A 16,562-nucleotide genomic window follows, 5' to 3' on the forward strand; every position below is an offset into this window, starting at 1 on the left:
ACAATATAGCCAATGACATCCGAATGAATTAATGTATTAATGGATGGCTATAAATGGAATAATGATATTTTTTCGTCATTCCTTTCTATTCCTTTCTCAATTTGATTGATGCTTGAAATATACCTTATGGATTTCAAGATGCATCGCGACGGCAAGGGCGCGAATCCCCGGGAGCATAGGTAACTATGTGACCGGGGTGAGCGAGTGCAGCCAACAAAGAGGCAACTTGAAAGATAACGGGTATAACACTGCATAGTTTATTTTCACCCATCTTCTGGTAAATAAATAATGTAAGGAATCTACTATGTCAGAAAATATGAAACAAAAATCGTCGGATGAAGGTAATATCCGCACAACCCGCCCACTTAATGGAAAGGAATTTCTGGATGGGCTAAATGATGGCCGGGAAGTCTGGGCTTATGGTGAACGCATTCACGATGTTGTTAACCATCCTGCTTTTCAAAATCCGGCCCGAGCTGTTGCGAAACTCTACGACGCTTTGCACGATCCTGCTTATCGTGACGTACTGACCACGGCGACAGATACGGGGAGTTGTGGTGTGACACATCCTTTTTTCCGTATACCGCGCTCACAGCAGGATTTAATTGCTGATCGTGATGCTATTGCCGCGTGGGCTCGCATGAGTTATGGCTGGTTGGGTAGAAGCCCTGATTATAAGGCTTCGTTTCTTACCTCGCTCGGCGTAAAACCGGAAATTTATGGTGATTTTGCTGATAATGCAAAAAACTGGTATATCCGTTCGCAAGAAAGCGTGTTTTACTGGAATCATTCGATTATTAATCCGCCAATAGATCGTCATTTATCACCTGATGAAATTGGGGATATTTGTATTCATGTTGAAAAAGAGTGTGATGATGGATTAATTGTCAGCGGCGCTAAAGTTGTTGCCACAGGATCGGCGATTAGTCACTACAACTTTATTGGTCATTACGGTTTACCAATAAAGAAACGGGAATTTGCGTTGGTCTTTACCTTGCCGATGAATACCCCGGGAGTGAAATTAATTTGTCGTCCCTCTTACGCCATGGCGGCTGATAAAATGGGCAGCCCTTTTGATTATCCGCTCTCGTCCCGATTTGATGAGAACGATACGATAATGATTCTGGATAAAGTGAAGGTTCCTTGGGAAAACATATTTATCTATGGAGATGTAGATAAAGTTTCGTTATTTTTTGCTGAATCGGGTTATTTTCATCGGGCTATGTTGCATGGTGTGACTCGACTGGCGGTTAAACTTGATTTTCTTTCTGGGTTACTTATTAAGGGTGTTGAAGCTACGGGTACGAAGGATTTTCGTGGCGTGCAAGCACGGGTTGGTGAAGTATTGTCATGGCGTAATATGTTTTGGGCGCTCAGTGATGCGATGATTAAATCCCCGGAGCCTTGGAGTGGAGATGCCCTATTGCCTCGATACGAGTATGGGATAGCTTATCGTTGGTTTATGACGCTGGGTTACCCGCGGGTAAAAGAAATTATTGAACAGGATCTAGGTAGTTCCTTGATTTATATTAATTCTCATGCCCGCGATTTTTCCAACCCGGAACTGTCTCCTTATCTTGATAAATACATGCGTGGCTCCAATGGTTACAGTGCAGTTGAGCGAGTCAAGCTCATGAAACTGATTTGGGACTCTATCGGTACGGAATTCGCTGGCAGGCATGAATTATACGAGCGCAATTATTCCGGCAACCACGAAGCTATCAGAATCGATGTGTTATTGGCTTCCCAAGCCACGGGCTTAGTGGATCAATTGAAAGGGTTTGCTGAGCAGTGTATGAGTGAATACGATCTCGATGGTTGGGTTGGTAACGATTTTATTTGGCCTTCCAACCGCTAGGAGATAAATCATCATCACGCACGATGATGAAATATACGTGCGTGATGAGTTGATTATGTGTAACCCGATATCAGATTTGTAGAAAGATGACTTCTCCTGAGGAAACACCAGATTAAGAGGTTCGGATGAGGTGAGCATGGTGTGAAATTCCAGACTGACAAAGAACGCATTTAATGATCGACTGCGTAAAGCAATCGTTTGCGTAAAAACTCTGTTCGTTGCCATGATTCGCCCTGGTCACATTTTTATATGTTTTAACTTGTGTTTGTTGCAGATTTTTTTTCTAATCCAGCGTTGCCTGCTTTTGGCGTTTTCTAAAGGATGAGTATAACGTCGTAATAACTTACATAATTTTAACAATATAGTTGGGGTACATAGATGTATCATCTTGATGTTTATGGCACGCTTGTGGCGTCCGCATTAGTACTATTACTTGGGCGCAAACTTGTACAATCAGTCCCATTTCTTGAAAAATACACCATTCCTGAGCCGGTCGCCGGTGGTCTGTTAGTTGCTCTGATTCTTTTAGCTGTTAAACAAACAACAGGCTGGGAAATCAACTTTGATTTATCTCTTAAAGACCCTTTGATGTTAACTTTCTTCGCCACTATCGGCTTGAATGCTAATCTTGCTAGCCTGAAAGCGGGTGGTAAGGTTCTGTTCACGTTTGTCTTCGTCGTTGTTGGCTTGTTGCTGGTTCAGAACACGGTGGGTATCGCCCTGGCTGAACTGTTAGGTCTGGACCCATTAATGGGCTTACTGGCGGGTTCTGTTACGCTGTCTGGTGGTCACGGTACGGGTGCTGCTTGGGGTAAACTGTTTAGTGAGCGTTATGGTTTTGAAAATGCAACAGAAGTGGCAATGGCTTGTGCGACTTTCGGTTTAGTACTGGGTGGTTTGATTGGTGGACCGGTTGCCCGTTTTCTGGTGAGAAACACAAAAACCCCGGGGCTAAGGGCCGATGATACCGAAGTGCCAACGGCATTTGAAAAACCTTATACCGGGCGGATGATCACAGCACTGGTGATGCTGGAAACGATCGCCTTGATCGCTATCTGTCTGATGGCAGGTAATTTTGTATCTGAACTTCTGCAAGGTACATGGTTTGAATTACCGACGTTCGTCTGTGTGTTATTTATCGGGGTTATCCTCAGTAACAGTCTGTCGGTGTTAGGTTTCTACCGGGTCTTTGACCGAGCGGTTTCTGTATTGGGTAACGTGAGTCTTTCCCTGTTTCTGGCAATGGCATTAATGAGCCTGAAATTGTGGCAGATGGCATCGCTGGCATTACCCATGCTGGTCATTCTCACCATCCAAGCCATCGTCATGGCGTTGTATGCGATTTTTGTCACTTATCGGGTGATGGGTAAAAACTATGATGCTGCGGTGCTGGCGGCGGGTCACTGTGGTTTCGGTTTAGGGGCGACACCTACCGCCATTGCGAACATGCAGGCGATTACCGATCGCTTCGGGCCATCCCATGTGGCGTTTCTGGTGGTGCCGATGGTCGGGGCATTCTTTATCGATATCGTTAATGCGATTGTGATTAAACTCTATTTGCTGTTACCCGTTTTCCCGGCGGTGTAGGGATAAATTAGCAAGATCCTGCGCCAGCTATGCAGTTGGCGCAGTATTGTTGTTGTGTTCTGCTGTAATGCATAATTCAAATTTTCCACTACTGTTCAATTTTGTTACTAATGTAATTGGGGATATAACTATTAATGGTAGTAGGGGAAATATTTTTGCAGAATATTTAACTTTATTTCTGTTGTTTTTCTGAATTTATCGCCAATTTTCGGAATATTTTGTCTAAATGTTCTGCCAAAGAATTTCCCTGTACACTGACGAGCATTAAGGATTGTGTTGCTCCTGTTTCCAGAAGAGGAATCGCTACCAAGCCGTGAGCAATTTTCGCTACACTGGCAGGTAGGATTGCTACACCAAGGTTAGCGGAAACAAAGCAAATCATATTGGCAATATTGGGCACTTCAAGAAAATGAGATAGTGAAAAGCCCGTTTTTTCTGATAATGACTCTATTTGGCGCCGTAAAAAAGTCCTGTGACTGGCTGGTTGTAAAAGCAATCGTTCTCCTTGTAGTTCATGAAGTTTAATTCCTTTTGCAGAGGCTAGAAAGTGCCCCTCAGGTAGTAGCACATAAAGTGGTTCCATTCCTAAATAAAGAATCCTTAACCCTTTAACCGATTCATTACTTAAATCAGCTCTAAGTATTGCTGCATCGAGATTCCTTGAGCGTAAAGCGGTCAAATGCGTAAATGCATTACCTTCGCAGAGCTGTAATTCAAGCTTGGGACGTTCCTTCAGCAAAACAGATAAAGCAGAGGTTAAAGCAGATGAAAAGATTGAACTGGCAGAATATCCGATGCGCAAGATACCGATTTCTCCGGTTTCTGCCTGTCTGACTCTATTGATGCTATGTTGGGCTGTCGCCAAAACTCTTAAGGCCTCATCTAAAAAGACTTCGCCCGCTTTGGTTAGTTGGACGCCATGAGTATTTCGGTGAAACAACTTCACATTCAAAGAAGATTCAAGAGATTTAATACTTTGGCTTAAAGGGGGTTGTGTAATGTGTAAGCGTTCCGCTGCGCGCCGGAAATTCAAAGTTTCTGCTACGGCAATAAAATAGCGTAATTGTTTAAGCTCCAACACTTAATTCCTCTGATTTGGTGTGAAAGTAAATTTACCTTGTATTTGATTTCATGTTCACTCTTATGTTTTGGCTATCACCGTGAGTGAATATTAGACTTTCCCGTTTCTAATGATCTTATATAGATTATTCTCATCATTAATTTCATTCTCTTCAATAAGTTATGAGATTGTTTCTGTTCATTTGTTCGACGGCTGCTTTTTTTAATCTATACCAGCTTCAAGCTCTATATCCGTGGCTGACTGCAAGATTTGGTGTCATGCCAACGACAGCAGGATGGTTAAATATGGCTAGTTTGTTGGGAATGATGATGACAGCACCTTTTGTGAGCCAATGGGTATGGAAATTTGGTACAGCATATGCCCTCAAAGCTGGATTGTGTGGTCTTATTTTACTAAATTTATGTATTGGTTTTAGTGACTCAATACAACAACTTTTTATAATCCGCATTATGCAAGGTTTCATTGTACCCGCTGTATTAACAGCTAGTATGGTTCTCATCAGTCAAACTGAAAGTGAGCATAAACGTACTCATGTTGTGAGTTGTTATGTCGCAGGGACAGTGTTAGGCAGTACTCTGAGTCGATTTTATCCTGCTATTGCTACAGATGTGGTGGGATGGACACTGGGGTTTTTTACCTGTGCTTTCTGGCTTACATTGGCGCTTATACTGGTTATTCATAGATTGGGGCACGTCTCTGTTACCTCTGAAGACAATACTAATCCGCCAGAGTATGTTCTGCGCTCTATTTTTCCGCTTGTAATAAAAGAAAAATGGTTACTGATCGCCTTGTTATCTGGATTTGGTCTGCTATTTACTCAAAGCGCTATTTTTACGGCTTTAGGATTACGTCTTGCTGCCACTCCTTTTAATCAGCAACCTACACATATCGGATTGATTTATTTGGCCTGTTTACCAGCCCTGATAGTGATATTACTGAGTCCGTATCTGCACAGAAAATACAGCCAAAGTGTACTGGTAATAGGAGCAGGTATATTGCTGTGGGCATCTATTGTCATGATGGGGTATTCAATCGTTGTTGTCCTGTCAGGAGTCATTATTTTTGCAATATGTACCTATTTTATACAAACATTGACGACCAGACTTGTCAGTCAGGTCCATTATATTCCTGTCACTTTTGCCAGTGGACTTTATCTGAGTTGTTACTACGGTGGTGGCGCTTTAGGAGCGATTTTTTCAGGTTATGCTTTTTATCAATCAGGCTGGTATGGAGTGATGAAGTTCTTAGCTATCGTTCACCTGATTATCATTTTGGTACTTTTTTTGTTTATCCATCTGCGAAAGGAAATCCATCCTAATGTGCACCCTTAATCTTGACCATTCCTATCCTCCCTCGATAGGCTATCTTATCAAAGACATTGATATCCTGGAAGTTCACGATTTTTCAGCAATTGATTGGGAAAATATACTTAGCCAAATGAATCATTTGGGCAGGAACCAGTGGCTATCCAGAGCAGAACTAAATGAAAACCTACTCACTGAATCGTTTAGAATAAATCTGTTTAATAAAATTCCAATGCTTTGGGAGATCGAAAAAACATTAAGAAATGCGGCCTTACAGGGGTATCATATTATTCACATCAGACAGTTAGGATTAGCAGGAAAGTCGGCGGATGAGCAGGCTATCTGCTTTTACGTTATTGCTTTAATGATAGGTTTTCCTTTAGCGGCAAATAAAGTTACGGGACAAGTTGTTTGGGATATCAGAAAGCAGATGAATAATGATGCTCTGTATCAAACTTTTTCAGAAGGGTCGGATGAAGCAACCTATCATACCGATACCGCCTTTTATAATGAACCGGTTAAATATTTTGGTTTATATTGCCGAAAATCCGCTTCTTGCGGCGGTGGGGTTAATCGTTTTTGCAATGCGCTGGCGCTGCGAGATAAGCTCTCTAGAGAGCCTAATACATCATGGATGATTAAGTTGATGACAGAGCGCACCGCTATATTTCAAGTCCCTACCTCGTTCACGAAAAGTGGTGGTATCGAAACCATTGAAGCTAAGGTTTTTGGTTACAAAACTCCCGTCCGCTTAAGACTGGATTCTATTGAAAGTGGATTTGAGATAAAAAATGACCTTTCTGGTATTGCTTTGACCACTGCTATTCGCGAGTTTCTAAGGCATGTTGATAAGCCTGATAATCATATAGAAATGCAGCTTGAGGAAGACAGCGCGATCTTTGTGAATAATCATGAATTATTACACTATCGCAGTAGCTTTATTGATTATCAACGGCATTTAATGAGAATTTGGATAAAAGTGTAAGTTGTTAACGAATATCTGGGTTTGCCGGATTGACACAGAGACTTATTTAATCTGTGATTACATCTTTCAAGTGGGAGATTTTATCATGTTAACTCTAGAGTGGAGCAACTTTAGAGTTCCTCACATTCAAGATTGTGAAATAGAATGAACAACGATGAAGCTTTTTAACGCTCTGGGGTTTAGTTGGGACCGATCTTCGGTTCCTCTTATTGTTCCGATCTATTCTATTGAGCGGGTATGCTTCCGTTTTCACCGGATGCTACCAGAATTTGTTTGGGATGCTAGCGTTCTTGAAGGTAATCCTTTTACTTTCCCCGAAGTGAAAACATTATTGGATGGTGTAACCGTCGGTGGTAGGAAGGTTTCTGATCAGGAGCAAGTACTGAATCTTGCAGAAAGTTCCAAGCGCTTGTTATCTCTGGTGAAAAAAGGTCAATTTGAGTTGACCAAGGCTATGTTTACTGAACTTCATAGCATAGTTGCTCGCAATGAAGCCTTGGAATGGGGAATATTCCGTGGAGAAGGGCGGGAGACCAACTACACCCCAGATGTTAGTTTGGGTGAGTGTGGGCGGCATATTCCGTTACCTACCGCATCAGGCGCTCCAGAATTGAACCGCATTTTTCAAGCCGGTATGGCGGTATTGGATGAATGTCCGCCTTTTGAAAAGGGAATTGCATTCTTCCTTTTTGGTGCGTTACAGCAATTCTTTTTTGACGGTAATAAACGTACTTCCCGTTTCATGATGAATGGTATTTTGATGTCAAACGGTATAGACGCCATCAGCGTGCCTGCGGCGAAAATACATGAGTTCAACGAAAAGATGGTACGCTTCTACCTGAGCAAAGATGCCACTGAAATGATGGCATTCCTTGTGGACTGTCACCCGGAAGCAGAGCAAATTCGAGCAGCGAATAGATGAAATAATATTGGCAACCGGACAGGAGTAGTCATTCTGATAATAATACTTCTATCGCCTCTACCTATGTGACTGGGGTGAGTGCAGCCAACAAAGAGGCAACTTGAAAGATAACGGGTATATAAGTACCGAAGGTGAGGGAGGATGTCAAATAAAGGCATAACGACGGATCATTGGTATTTTTCTATTGTTCAAACGACATAATTATTATAAGAATAATAGTTTCCAAAAAACATATCATAGGTGTTTTATATTTATTTTCTCCTCATATTTATCCGAAAATTAACCAATATTAAAAAATTATATCTAATTCATCACTAACATATTAATATAAATAACGTTTCATGATTCTGCCACGCGCGAATTTACTAACCTATTGTTATAGGTGAAATTATGAGTGATGTAAGATGTGGCGCTATTTTGGAATCTTATTTATAACAAGAGAAAAACTTTCAGTAATTATTAATTCGTACTAAATAATATATTTCTTCGATAAATATACCCTATGGATTTCAAGATGCATCGCGACGGCAAGGGAGTGAATCCCCGGGAGCATAGGTAACTATGTGACCGGGGTGAGCGAGTGCCGCCAACAAAGAGGCAACTTGAAAGATGACGGGTATAAAGTATTTTGGCCTTTAGCTAAGGATAACAACATGAAAGATAACACTTTATATGGCCCTATTGCACATCTTTACGAGAGCTTTTCAGATGCTACTGACCATATCAAAGTAGAAATCAGAACTATCTTCAACCTGGCAGGAGATATACACGGGAAATCAGTGTTAGATTTAGCCTGTGGATATGGTCTCTTTAGTCGAGAATACAAAAATCGTGGTGCGTCAAAAGTCATTGGAGTCGATATATCAGAAAACATGATAGCGATTGCGAAAAGCAAATCACAACAATACGGTGACGATATCGAATTTCACGTAAGAAATATCTGCAAGATGGAGTCGGAGTCATTTGGCAAGTTTGACATAGTTAATGCAGCCTGGTTATTCTGCCATGCAGAATCTCTCGAAGACCTTGAAACTATGTTCCGTGTCATTGCCGCTCATCTCAAACCTGCCGGTAAACTAATTGCGTATACCTTTGAACCTGATTATCGATTAGAGAAAGGGAATTATGAGAATTATTGTATAAAAATTCTGAGTGAAGAGCCGGTGAAAGACACCACTCTCGTGAAAGCTGAATTTCTTACCACACCACCCAGCCCTTTCACTATGTATCGTTGGAGTCGTGAACAATATCAAACAGCGATCCAAAAGGCAGGGTTCAAACAATTTAAATGGCAAAAACCCATGCTGTTAGAAAGCGATATTGAGGCTCATCCCCCAGCTTTTTGGGATGATTATCAACGAAATTGCCTTGATGCAGCTCTTGTTTGTCAGGTTTAACCAGATAATCCCCAAGATCCACTCTCTTTCCTATACCAATCCCCCGGTGAAAATCGAGGGATTTTTTTGAATTTCCTTCGTCCTGCAAAACAACTTTTCCTGACCTCCAGCCGGGATTTTGGTGAGAACCGGATGAAATAGTTCGACAACTCAGGTTTCTGAGGAAAACGGCGCTCGGGTAACTCACTCAAGCATCTGATACAAAAGTTTAGCTGCTTATTTTATTGCGAATTAAATAAAGTATCCCACGTTTTATGCTCTTCATTATATACCCGTCATCTTTCAAGTTGCCTCTTTGTTGGCTGCACTCGCTCACCCCGGTCACATCGTTCTCTATGCTCCCGGGGATTTGCTCCCTTGCCGTCGCGATGCATCTTGAAATCCATAGGGTATAGATGATTATGTGGATCTTGCGTTTGATGCAACACCGCCAACACTTCAATACCCGTCGGAACTTCCCGGTAGTAAATAATGTGGCTCTCTACGGGGAAACTTAGCACACCAAAATAAAGATCCTCACTGCGATCACGACCGGGGGATGGGTGACGATCAAGAATTTCCGTCATAGTCACACGTAACGAAGTTGAATAAGCTTCCGCGACATTCGCCCCCCATCGGCGCATAGAATAGAGTTTGATTGCACGAATATGCTCTCTGGCTTTCTTTGTAAACCGGACACTCATCCTTAAGCCTTACCCTCAAGTTCATCAACCGTCAACGGTGCAAATACATCATCAATACTATGCAATTCGCCACGATCAGCTTGTGCAATAGATTCAGCCAGAACGGCTTTTAAATTCTGTAACTTGAGCTGTGCGAACTGATCATACTCTTCAGGAGAGATAACCACGGCTACACGCTTACCATGCTTACTAATTTCTACAGGTTCACGCTGAACTTTCATAAGCAGATCACCAAACTGGTTCTTAGCTAGTTGTGCGGGAATAATTTCCATACATCACCTTCCGTCTAAAATGGCTCGAATAGCTATTATAGCTAAAAGTGCATGGAGCTACCAATAATTAAAATAGCCAACCGCCAACCAAGATGACTTTTGGGTATCTTTTGCTCTTAACGCGTCTATTTGAGGCAATTCTTTGCTACCGTTGTCACTGACTTTGTAATATTGTCCGTGAATTATAATCGTCTAATAGGTCATTCTGAATGTCGATAATGAAAGGGTATTACTCCCTCGATTTAGGGGATTTATTGCGGTAAACAGCATACTGAGCCATCAAATAACCCCGTATTCATCATCATCGGTAAATAGCCCTGCACCACGCTCAAATTCATTGAAAGCGTGGATACCGGCTTTGTTTTCAGTTTTCCATAGCTGTCTTCTTTTCTCACGAACAACATCGGACAACATTTTGTCTAGTGTCGCTGATAAGTTGATCCCTAAATCACGGGCTTCATCTACCACTTTAGCGGTCAAATACACATTTGTACTACGTTTACCGGATTGTTTTCGTTCTACGGTTGAGACGCATTGTCTTTTCATCAGATACCTCATCTATGCGCATATACCTTATAGATTTCAAGATGCATCGCGACGGCAAGGGAGCAAATCCCCGGGAGCATAGAGAACTATGTGACCGGGGTGAGAGAGTGCAGCCAACAAAGAGGCAACTTGAAAGATGACGGGTATATACTCCACTTATAGCAAAAAATTTTTATTGCATTACAAATGTTATGCAATAGAATGTAATACAAATGTCATTACAGGAGATAACGTTATGAGTACTATTCAGATCAGAGTTGATGAAGAACTTAAAAAAAGTGCGTATCAGACATTTGAGAAACTGAACTTATCGCCATCTGATGCGCTACGTCTCTTTCTGCGATATGTTGTGGAGAATGAAAAGCTGCCGTTCACTGAAGTTTCCGTTATGGTGGCAGATCATGATGAAGATGCAGACATCTTAGCAGTGGTACGTGACCGTCTTAAAAATCCCGCTAGACGTATCAGGGTAAACCTTGATGATATTTAATATCGATTTCGATGAACGAGCCCTGAAAGAGTGGTACAAACTGGATCAGAGCATACGCGACCAATTTAAAAAGAAGCTACGGAAGTTACAGAACAATCCCTATATTGATTCAGCCAGATTACACGGTAATCTGGCTGGCTGCTTTAAAATTAAACTCCGTTCTTCAGGCTTTCGTCTGGTTTACCAAGTGATAGAAGAAGAGATCGTAATATTGGTGATCGCTGTTGGTAAACGGGAAGATGCGAAAACTTATGAAATAGCTTGTAAACGAATTGTATAATAAATATACCGCAATGAAATCGCCCTAACGCTGGGTGATAAGATTGAGGGTTTCTGTCTGGCAATGCAGAGCGTCCAGCGTGATGATATTCCAATAAAGTAAAAATAATTCAATGAGTTGTCTGGTGTCTGGTTCTTCTTTACCTTTGTTTTACGATAAAAAAGTCATTATCCGCTTACTTTCGCCTTTACTGATGAGGAGTGTCTCAACAACATATACCCAATGGATTTCAAGATGGATCGCGGCGGCAAGGGAGCGAATCCCCGGGAGCATAGATAACTATGTGACCGGGGTGAGAGAGTGCAGCCAACAAAGAAGCAACTTGAAAGATGACGGGTATAAATGAGCGTCAATTTACCCGCGCCATTTGGTTCCACAATGATTATCAATTAGTTTCCGAGAAACTTCGTCATTCAGGACTTAAAGCACATAGTGAATATGATTAGTTAATCTATTAAGTGTTATTTTGTTATTGCCGGCCATTAACCAATGACTGAGAAAAATATAATAATTCAACCTATGGAGTATTCACTTTAAATTTTATCACTCCCGCTCTCTACGAAATAGTTTTTAATGTAAATCCTAAAGAAACAAAGTAACTCATTTCTTTATAAATAGAAAATATATTGCGCCCCTTTTGGTGATTTTTATTCTTTGCTTTACAGTTAATACTTAGTAGATTAAGTTACATGTTTGCGTATTAATAAAAGTAGCAGTAAAGATGTACATCCCCTCTAAATTCTGTTGCCCAAGTCTCATAATTTTAATTTTTACGCTTTATCGATAAAAAATAATCTAAAACCAACTACCAAAAAATCAATTTGGTATTAATCTATAGTTATCAGTCGATAATTTTTTTCTATTATCTTCTTCATCAAAGAATAGCTAGTATCAAATTGCAGTAGAAATTCAGCTTAACCCGCAAGGGATAGGTTTTATGGCATAGATTCCCCTGTGGGTAAGAAGGTTAATCCGATATCACCATCATTAGGAGAATAATATGAATCAAAATAACGAGCCCTCACCAAGCATGGATGCCGAAGGTAATCCTATCAAGCAATATTGGTAACCGGACCGAAATAGCTCCTCTGAGAATAATACTTCCATCGTCTCTAATAACGAGTCAACCGCCATGTTATTGCCTACCGGCAGAGTGATCGCTTGGGGAAATGATTATAGTAGCCAAATCCCGCCTGACATTGCCGAATTGCAGGATATCGTCAGTATCAGTGCAACAAGTGAGGCTTTCGCGGCTCTGCGAAAAAACCGTAGCGTGGTCACTTGGGGGAACGAGGATAAAGGTGGTCAAATTCCACCAGAAATTGCCAAATTGCAGGATATTGTCAGCTTGAAGGCAACAGATTCTGCTTTTGCGGCCCTGCGAGTAAACGGTAGTGTGGTTGCCTGGGGCGATGAGAATTTCGGCGGTCAGGTTCCACCAGAAATCGCCAAATTGCAGGATATTGTTAGCTTGAGTACAACAGGCTCCGCTTTCGCGGCTCTACGGGAAAACAGTAGTGTCGTCGCTTGGGGAGATGAATATTCTGGCGGTCGGATACCGCCTGAGATTGCAGAGCGGCAAGATATTGTCAGCCTGAGTTCAACAGTAAACGCATTTGCCGCCTTGCGGGCAAATCGGAGCGTGGTCGCCTGGGGACTTGAGAATTGGGGCGGGCAGGTTTCGCCAGAAATTGCCCAGTTGCAGGATGTTGTCAGCCTGAGTGCAACAGATTCTGCTTTCGTCGCCTTGCGGTCAAACCGCAGTGTAGTTGCCTGGGGCTTCAAAAATTCGGGCGACCAGGTTCCGCCTGAAATTGCTAACTTGCAGGATATTGTCAGTATCAGTGCAACAGGAACTGCATTTGCAGCCCTACGGGCAAATCACAGTGTCGTCGCTTGGGGAAGCAAATATTCGGGTGGCAGTGTTCCGCCCGAAATTGCCAAATTACAGGATATCGTCAGTCTGAGCACAACATATGGTGCTTTCGCGGCCTTGCGGGCAAACCGCAGTGTAGTTGTCTGGGGAGGCAATGGTATTTCAGCTCCGCCCGAAATTGCCCAATTGCAAGATATTATCAGTATCAGTGCGACAGAAACCGCGTTTGCCGCCCTACGGGCGAATGGTAGCGTCGTTGCTTGGGGATATGGCAGTTATCAAGGCAACCAAATTCCAGCCGGGATAGCCCGATTACAAGATGTCGTCAGCCTAAGTGCGTCAAGAAGCTCATTCTCTGTATTGCGGGCCAATGGTCGGAAAGTAGCTTGGGGCTCTGCTTACGACAATAACTTGCATCATGAATATGAAAATTAATTAACCCATTGGGCAAAGGTCTTACGGTACAAACCTCTTGTGGGTAAGGTAAATCCAATATGACCTTATTTAGGAGAATAAAATGAACCAAAATGACGATTTCTCACTAAACGGGGATACTCTCATATACCAGCCGTATTATTATGGAGTGACAATAGATAATTATTCTAGACGTAGTACTCCCATTATATCTAATGCGATAACAACCGTGATGTTATTGCAAAATGGCAGCATGATCTCTTGGGGAGGTAATGGAACCAAAGTGCCACCCGAAATTGCCAAATTACAGGATATTGTTAGTATAAGTGTAACACGTTATGCTTTTGCAGCTTTGAGAGCTAACCATAGCGTGGTTGTCTGGGGCCATGAGGATTACGGCGGCCAGATTCCACCAGAAATTGCTCAATTGCAGGATATTGTTAGTATAAGTGCAACATCAGGCGCATTCGCTGCCCTACGTTCAAACCGTAGTGTAGTCGCTTGGGGGATACAGTCCGGCGGTCAACTCCCACCAACAATTGCTAAGTTGCAGGATATTGTCAGCCTAAGTGCAGCAGGAGGTGCTTTCGCAGCCCTACGAGCAAATCGCAGTGTGGTTGCTTGGGCTGGTGACTGGTGTCCAGGAAACGGTGGTGAAGTTCCCCCTGAAATTGCCAGATTACAGGATATTGTCAGCCTGAGCGCAACAGATTCTGCATTCGCAGCCCTGCGGGCAAATCGTAGTGTAGTTGCTTGGGGGAGAGCTGGTGAGGGTGGATTAATTCCGCCCGAAGTCGCTAAATTGAAAGATATTGTTAGCCTGAGTGCAACAAACGGTAGTTTCGCCGCCCTACGGGCAAACCGCAGCGTAGTATCTTGGGGGGTTGCCCATGTTCCACCTGAAATTGCTCAACTGAATGATATTGTCAGCCTGAGTGCAACAGATTTTGCTGCATTCGCAGGCTTGCGAGCAGACGGTAGCGTGGTCTGCTGGGGAGGGAGAGAAGGCGGTATCCCATCCGAAATCGCCAAATTGAAGGATCTTGTTAGCTTGAGTCCAGCAGGTAATTGTGCTTTCGCAGCCTTACGGGCAAACGGTAGCGTGGTCGCTTGGGGACTCCAAGGCTTGAATGTCCAAGTCCCCCCCGGAATAGCCCGATTACAAGATATTGTCAGCCTGAGTTCATCTGGACGTTCATTCTCAGTCCTACGGGAGAATGGAGAAAGATTAGCTTGGGATGTTGGTAACGATAATATAGTACACAGTGAATATGATGATTAATCCATTGTCATTATAAATTACTAAAAAACACTAAAACCAAGGCTGAGCCGTAATATATCGGTTCAGCCTATCGTTTATTCCATTTGAAATATTAGCTCTCCCGCTCTTGTTATTACCAAACTAACTCACTTTTTTATAAACAGAAAAAATATTACGCCATCCTTGGCGATTTTTATTATTTGCTTTGCTATTAATGCTTAGTAAATTAAGTTACATGTTCACGTATTAATAAGAACATCCATAAAGATGTACATCTTTATTAAATTATTCTGCTCAAGCCTCATAATTTTAATTTTACTCATTATCGATAAAAATAATCTAAAACCAACTACCAAAAAATCAATTTAGTATTAACCTATAGGTATCAGTCGATAACTTTTTTCTATTATCTGATTCATCAAATATTGGTGCTAAACACCCAGTCTGGAAATTCTGTCAGCGGAAGTTGATAAAACAACTGATTAATTATCAAAGAGGTTGGAAATATCTTTATAAATTAATTAGAAAAACAAGCATTAGGGGAAAAGTAGCAAACCGTTGAATATAAATAGTTCAGGAATGGAGATTCCATTCCTGATTATGGTGATTTAATTTTGTCTAACACTCAATTAAATCGGATGACAAGCTCTCATTTATTTCTCTTGATGAGATATATTGGTGCCGCTATCTTGTACATAATCATCAAAAATAATAATAAAACTGTTATGAGAAGCAGAATATGATTTTTCAATACCTTTCTGTATGACTGACAATATAAAACCATGCGTATCGGAGAGATCCCACACCTTGACATCTTCACAATCAAGAGCTAAATATTCCTCTCTACCTTCCTCTCCACATTTATTAACCGAAACTTTAACCGGTTCAGTTGAGAGATTTTTAACATAAATCATAAATCCTCCACTATATCAATAATGAATATTTTTATTAAATTCAATGATGTAAGAAAAATTAAATTAAAAAAACTAGTGCGATAATAAAATTTTTTAGACAGCTGGTATCGAATATAAAGAGTCTATCCGGCTACCGTTATTTTCAACATAGCTAGTATAAATAATTATGTAGCCATTTGATTTTATTGAATACAACATTGTGGCACTATCTTTACGTGCTAATGACATTAAATAACCGCGCTTATCTGATCTACCCCATTGAGCCACCTCTCCTGGAGGAATATCAATATATTCATCATCACCTTCGTCACTACTCCATTTACTAATTGCAACTTTAACCACATTATCTGAAATATTTTTGGCATAAATCATATTAAATTCTCCATTATATCAACGTAGATTTATTTAGCTCTGATTTAAAAACATCCTAACACGTACCATAATGAAATATAAGTATAGATAAGAAAACCAACAAAACTACTATTATTTGCGTGACCTCCATCAAGGTTTTATACTTCGAAAAGAAAATATTTAAAATTAAATTCATTGAGTTAATAGAAATATTTACTATTTAAACTTAGTAATTCAATGTTACATTAATTAAAATTTCCTATCATAGATTTACATCTATTCTCGTTTTAACCTTTGAGCATAATGTTGCGCTAATACCGTACACATCATCAACTTAATTT

The 16,562-nt window shown here is 41.3% G+C and carries 18 protein-coding genes; 12 read left to right on the forward strand and 6 right to left on the reverse strand.

Annotated elements, in window-relative coordinates; translation table 11 throughout:
• The first annotated feature begins 112 nt into the window (after positions 1-112).
• From LGZ98_RS09835 to gltS, 3 genes are all read left to right on the forward strand, one after another.
• Entirely contained in the window at positions 113-256 is a 144-nt protein-coding gene (locus LGZ98_RS09835; protein ID WP_158536489.1) for a hypothetical protein, read from the forward strand.
• 48 nt (positions 257-304) lie between these two features.
• On the forward strand, positions 305-1,858 hold the full coding sequence (locus LGZ98_RS09840; RefSeq protein WP_113041189.1) for a 4-hydroxyphenylacetate 3-hydroxylase family protein: 1,554 nt from the start codon (positions 305-307) through the stop codon (positions 1,856-1,858).
• A 378-nt stretch (positions 1,859-2,236) separates the two neighbouring features.
• Complete coding sequence (gltS, locus tag LGZ98_RS09845) at positions 2,237-3,445, forward strand: sodium/glutamate symporter (protein ID WP_112895311.1); 1,209 nt, start codon at positions 2,237-2,239, stop codon at positions 3,443-3,445.
• Positions 3,446-3,617: 172 nt separating this feature from the next.
• Here the strand turns inward: gltS and LGZ98_RS09850 are convergent, their stop codons facing one another.
• The gene (locus LGZ98_RS09850) at positions 3,618-4,523 is read right to left on the reverse strand and encodes a LysR substrate-binding domain-containing protein (RefSeq protein ID WP_158536488.1); all 906 of its coding nucleotides are present in this window, start codon (positions 4,521-4,523) and stop codon (positions 3,618-3,620) included.
• 170 nt (positions 4,524-4,693) lie between these two features.
• Between LGZ98_RS09850 and LGZ98_RS09855 the strand changes: the two genes are divergently transcribed.
• The 4 genes from LGZ98_RS09855 (at position 4,694) to LGZ98_RS09870 (ending at position 9,134) form a co-directional block, all read left to right on the forward strand.
• Entirely contained in the window at positions 4,694-5,857 is a 1,164-nt protein-coding gene (locus LGZ98_RS09855) for an MFS transporter (RefSeq protein WP_158536487.1), read from the forward strand.
• A complete protein-coding gene (locus tag LGZ98_RS09860; RefSeq protein ID WP_113041186.1) occupies positions 5,844-6,815 on the forward strand; it encodes a TauD/TfdA family dioxygenase in 972 nt (323 codons plus the stop codon). Before LGZ98_RS09855 ends, LGZ98_RS09860 begins: the two co-directional genes overlap by 14 nt.
• A gap of 154 nt (positions 6,816-6,969) precedes the next feature.
• Positions 6,970-7,737: a Fic family protein gene (locus LGZ98_RS09865; protein WP_113041185.1), complete on the forward strand. Its 768-nt coding sequence runs from the start codon at positions 6,970-6,972 to the stop codon at positions 7,735-7,737.
• A gap of 563 nt (positions 7,738-8,300) precedes the next feature.
• On the forward strand, positions 8,301-9,134 hold the full coding sequence (locus tag LGZ98_RS09870; protein WP_262978022.1) for a class I SAM-dependent DNA methyltransferase: 834 nt from the start codon (positions 8,301-8,303) through the stop codon (positions 9,132-9,134).
• 275 nt (positions 9,135-9,409) lie between these two features.
• On the opposite strand, the gene LGZ98_RS09875 is transcribed toward LGZ98_RS09870, so the two are convergent.
• The 3 genes from LGZ98_RS09875 to LGZ98_RS09885 form a co-directional block, all read right to left on the reverse strand.
• Positions 9,410-9,817: a type II toxin-antitoxin system RelE/ParE family toxin gene (locus LGZ98_RS09875; RefSeq protein ID WP_262978023.1), complete on the reverse strand. Its 408-nt coding sequence runs from the start codon at positions 9,815-9,817 to the stop codon at positions 9,410-9,412.
• 2 nt (positions 9,818-9,819) lie between these two features.
• Entirely contained in the window at positions 9,820-10,089 is a 270-nt protein-coding gene (locus LGZ98_RS09880; protein WP_012776389.1) for a type II toxin-antitoxin system Phd/YefM family antitoxin, read from the reverse strand.
• 279 nt (positions 10,090-10,368) lie between these two features.
• Positions 10,369-10,635, reverse strand: coding sequence for a type II toxin-antitoxin system CcdA family antitoxin (locus LGZ98_RS09885; RefSeq protein ID WP_113041182.1), 267 nt, complete (start codon positions 10,633-10,635; stop codon positions 10,369-10,371).
• Between the two features lie 235 nt (positions 10,636-10,870).
• Here LGZ98_RS09885 and LGZ98_RS09890 point away from each other — a divergent pair, with 235 nt between their 5' ends.
• From LGZ98_RS09890 to LGZ98_RS09915, 5 genes are all read left to right on the forward strand, one after another.
• On the forward strand, positions 10,871-11,125 hold the full coding sequence (locus LGZ98_RS09890) for a type II toxin-antitoxin system RelB/DinJ family antitoxin (protein ID WP_011144653.1): 255 nt from the start codon (positions 10,871-10,873) through the stop codon (positions 11,123-11,125).
• Positions 11,115-11,405: a type II toxin-antitoxin system RelE family toxin gene (locus tag LGZ98_RS09895; protein ID WP_011144654.1), complete on the forward strand. Its 291-nt coding sequence runs from the start codon at positions 11,115-11,117 to the stop codon at positions 11,403-11,405. The genes LGZ98_RS09890 and LGZ98_RS09895 overlap by 11 nt, the downstream gene beginning before the upstream one ends.
• Positions 11,406-11,529: 124 nt before the next feature.
• Positions 11,530-11,751 carry a hypothetical protein gene (locus LGZ98_RS09905; RefSeq protein WP_146748055.1) on the forward strand — a complete coding sequence of 74 codons (222 nt, stop codon included), beginning with the start codon at positions 11,530-11,532 and terminating at the stop codon, positions 11,749-11,751.
• A gap of 786 nt (positions 11,752-12,537) precedes the next feature.
• Positions 12,538-13,716: an RCC1 domain-containing protein gene (locus tag LGZ98_RS09910; protein WP_229015583.1), complete on the forward strand. Its 1,179-nt coding sequence runs from the start codon at positions 12,538-12,540 to the stop codon at positions 13,714-13,716.
• 82 nt (positions 13,717-13,798) lie between these two features.
• Entirely contained in the window at positions 13,799-14,977 is a 1,179-nt protein-coding gene (locus LGZ98_RS09915) for an RCC1 domain-containing protein (RefSeq protein WP_113041181.1), read from the forward strand.
• A gap of 632 nt (positions 14,978-15,609) precedes the next feature.
• Here LGZ98_RS09915 and LGZ98_RS09920 read toward each other — a convergent pair.
• Complete coding sequence (locus LGZ98_RS09920) at positions 15,610-15,870, reverse strand: hypothetical protein (protein ID WP_011144656.1); 261 nt, start codon at positions 15,868-15,870, stop codon at positions 15,610-15,612.
• Between the two features lie 93 nt (positions 15,871-15,963).
• Positions 15,964-16,242: a hypothetical protein gene (locus LGZ98_RS09925; RefSeq protein ID WP_011144657.1), complete on the reverse strand. Its 279-nt coding sequence runs from the start codon at positions 16,240-16,242 to the stop codon at positions 15,964-15,966.
• Positions 16,243-16,562 lie beyond the last annotated feature (320 nt).

This window comes from Photorhabdus kayaii, from assembly GCF_025384895.1.
GTDB lineage: Bacteria > Pseudomonadota > Gammaproteobacteria > Enterobacterales > Enterobacteriaceae > Photorhabdus > Photorhabdus kayaii.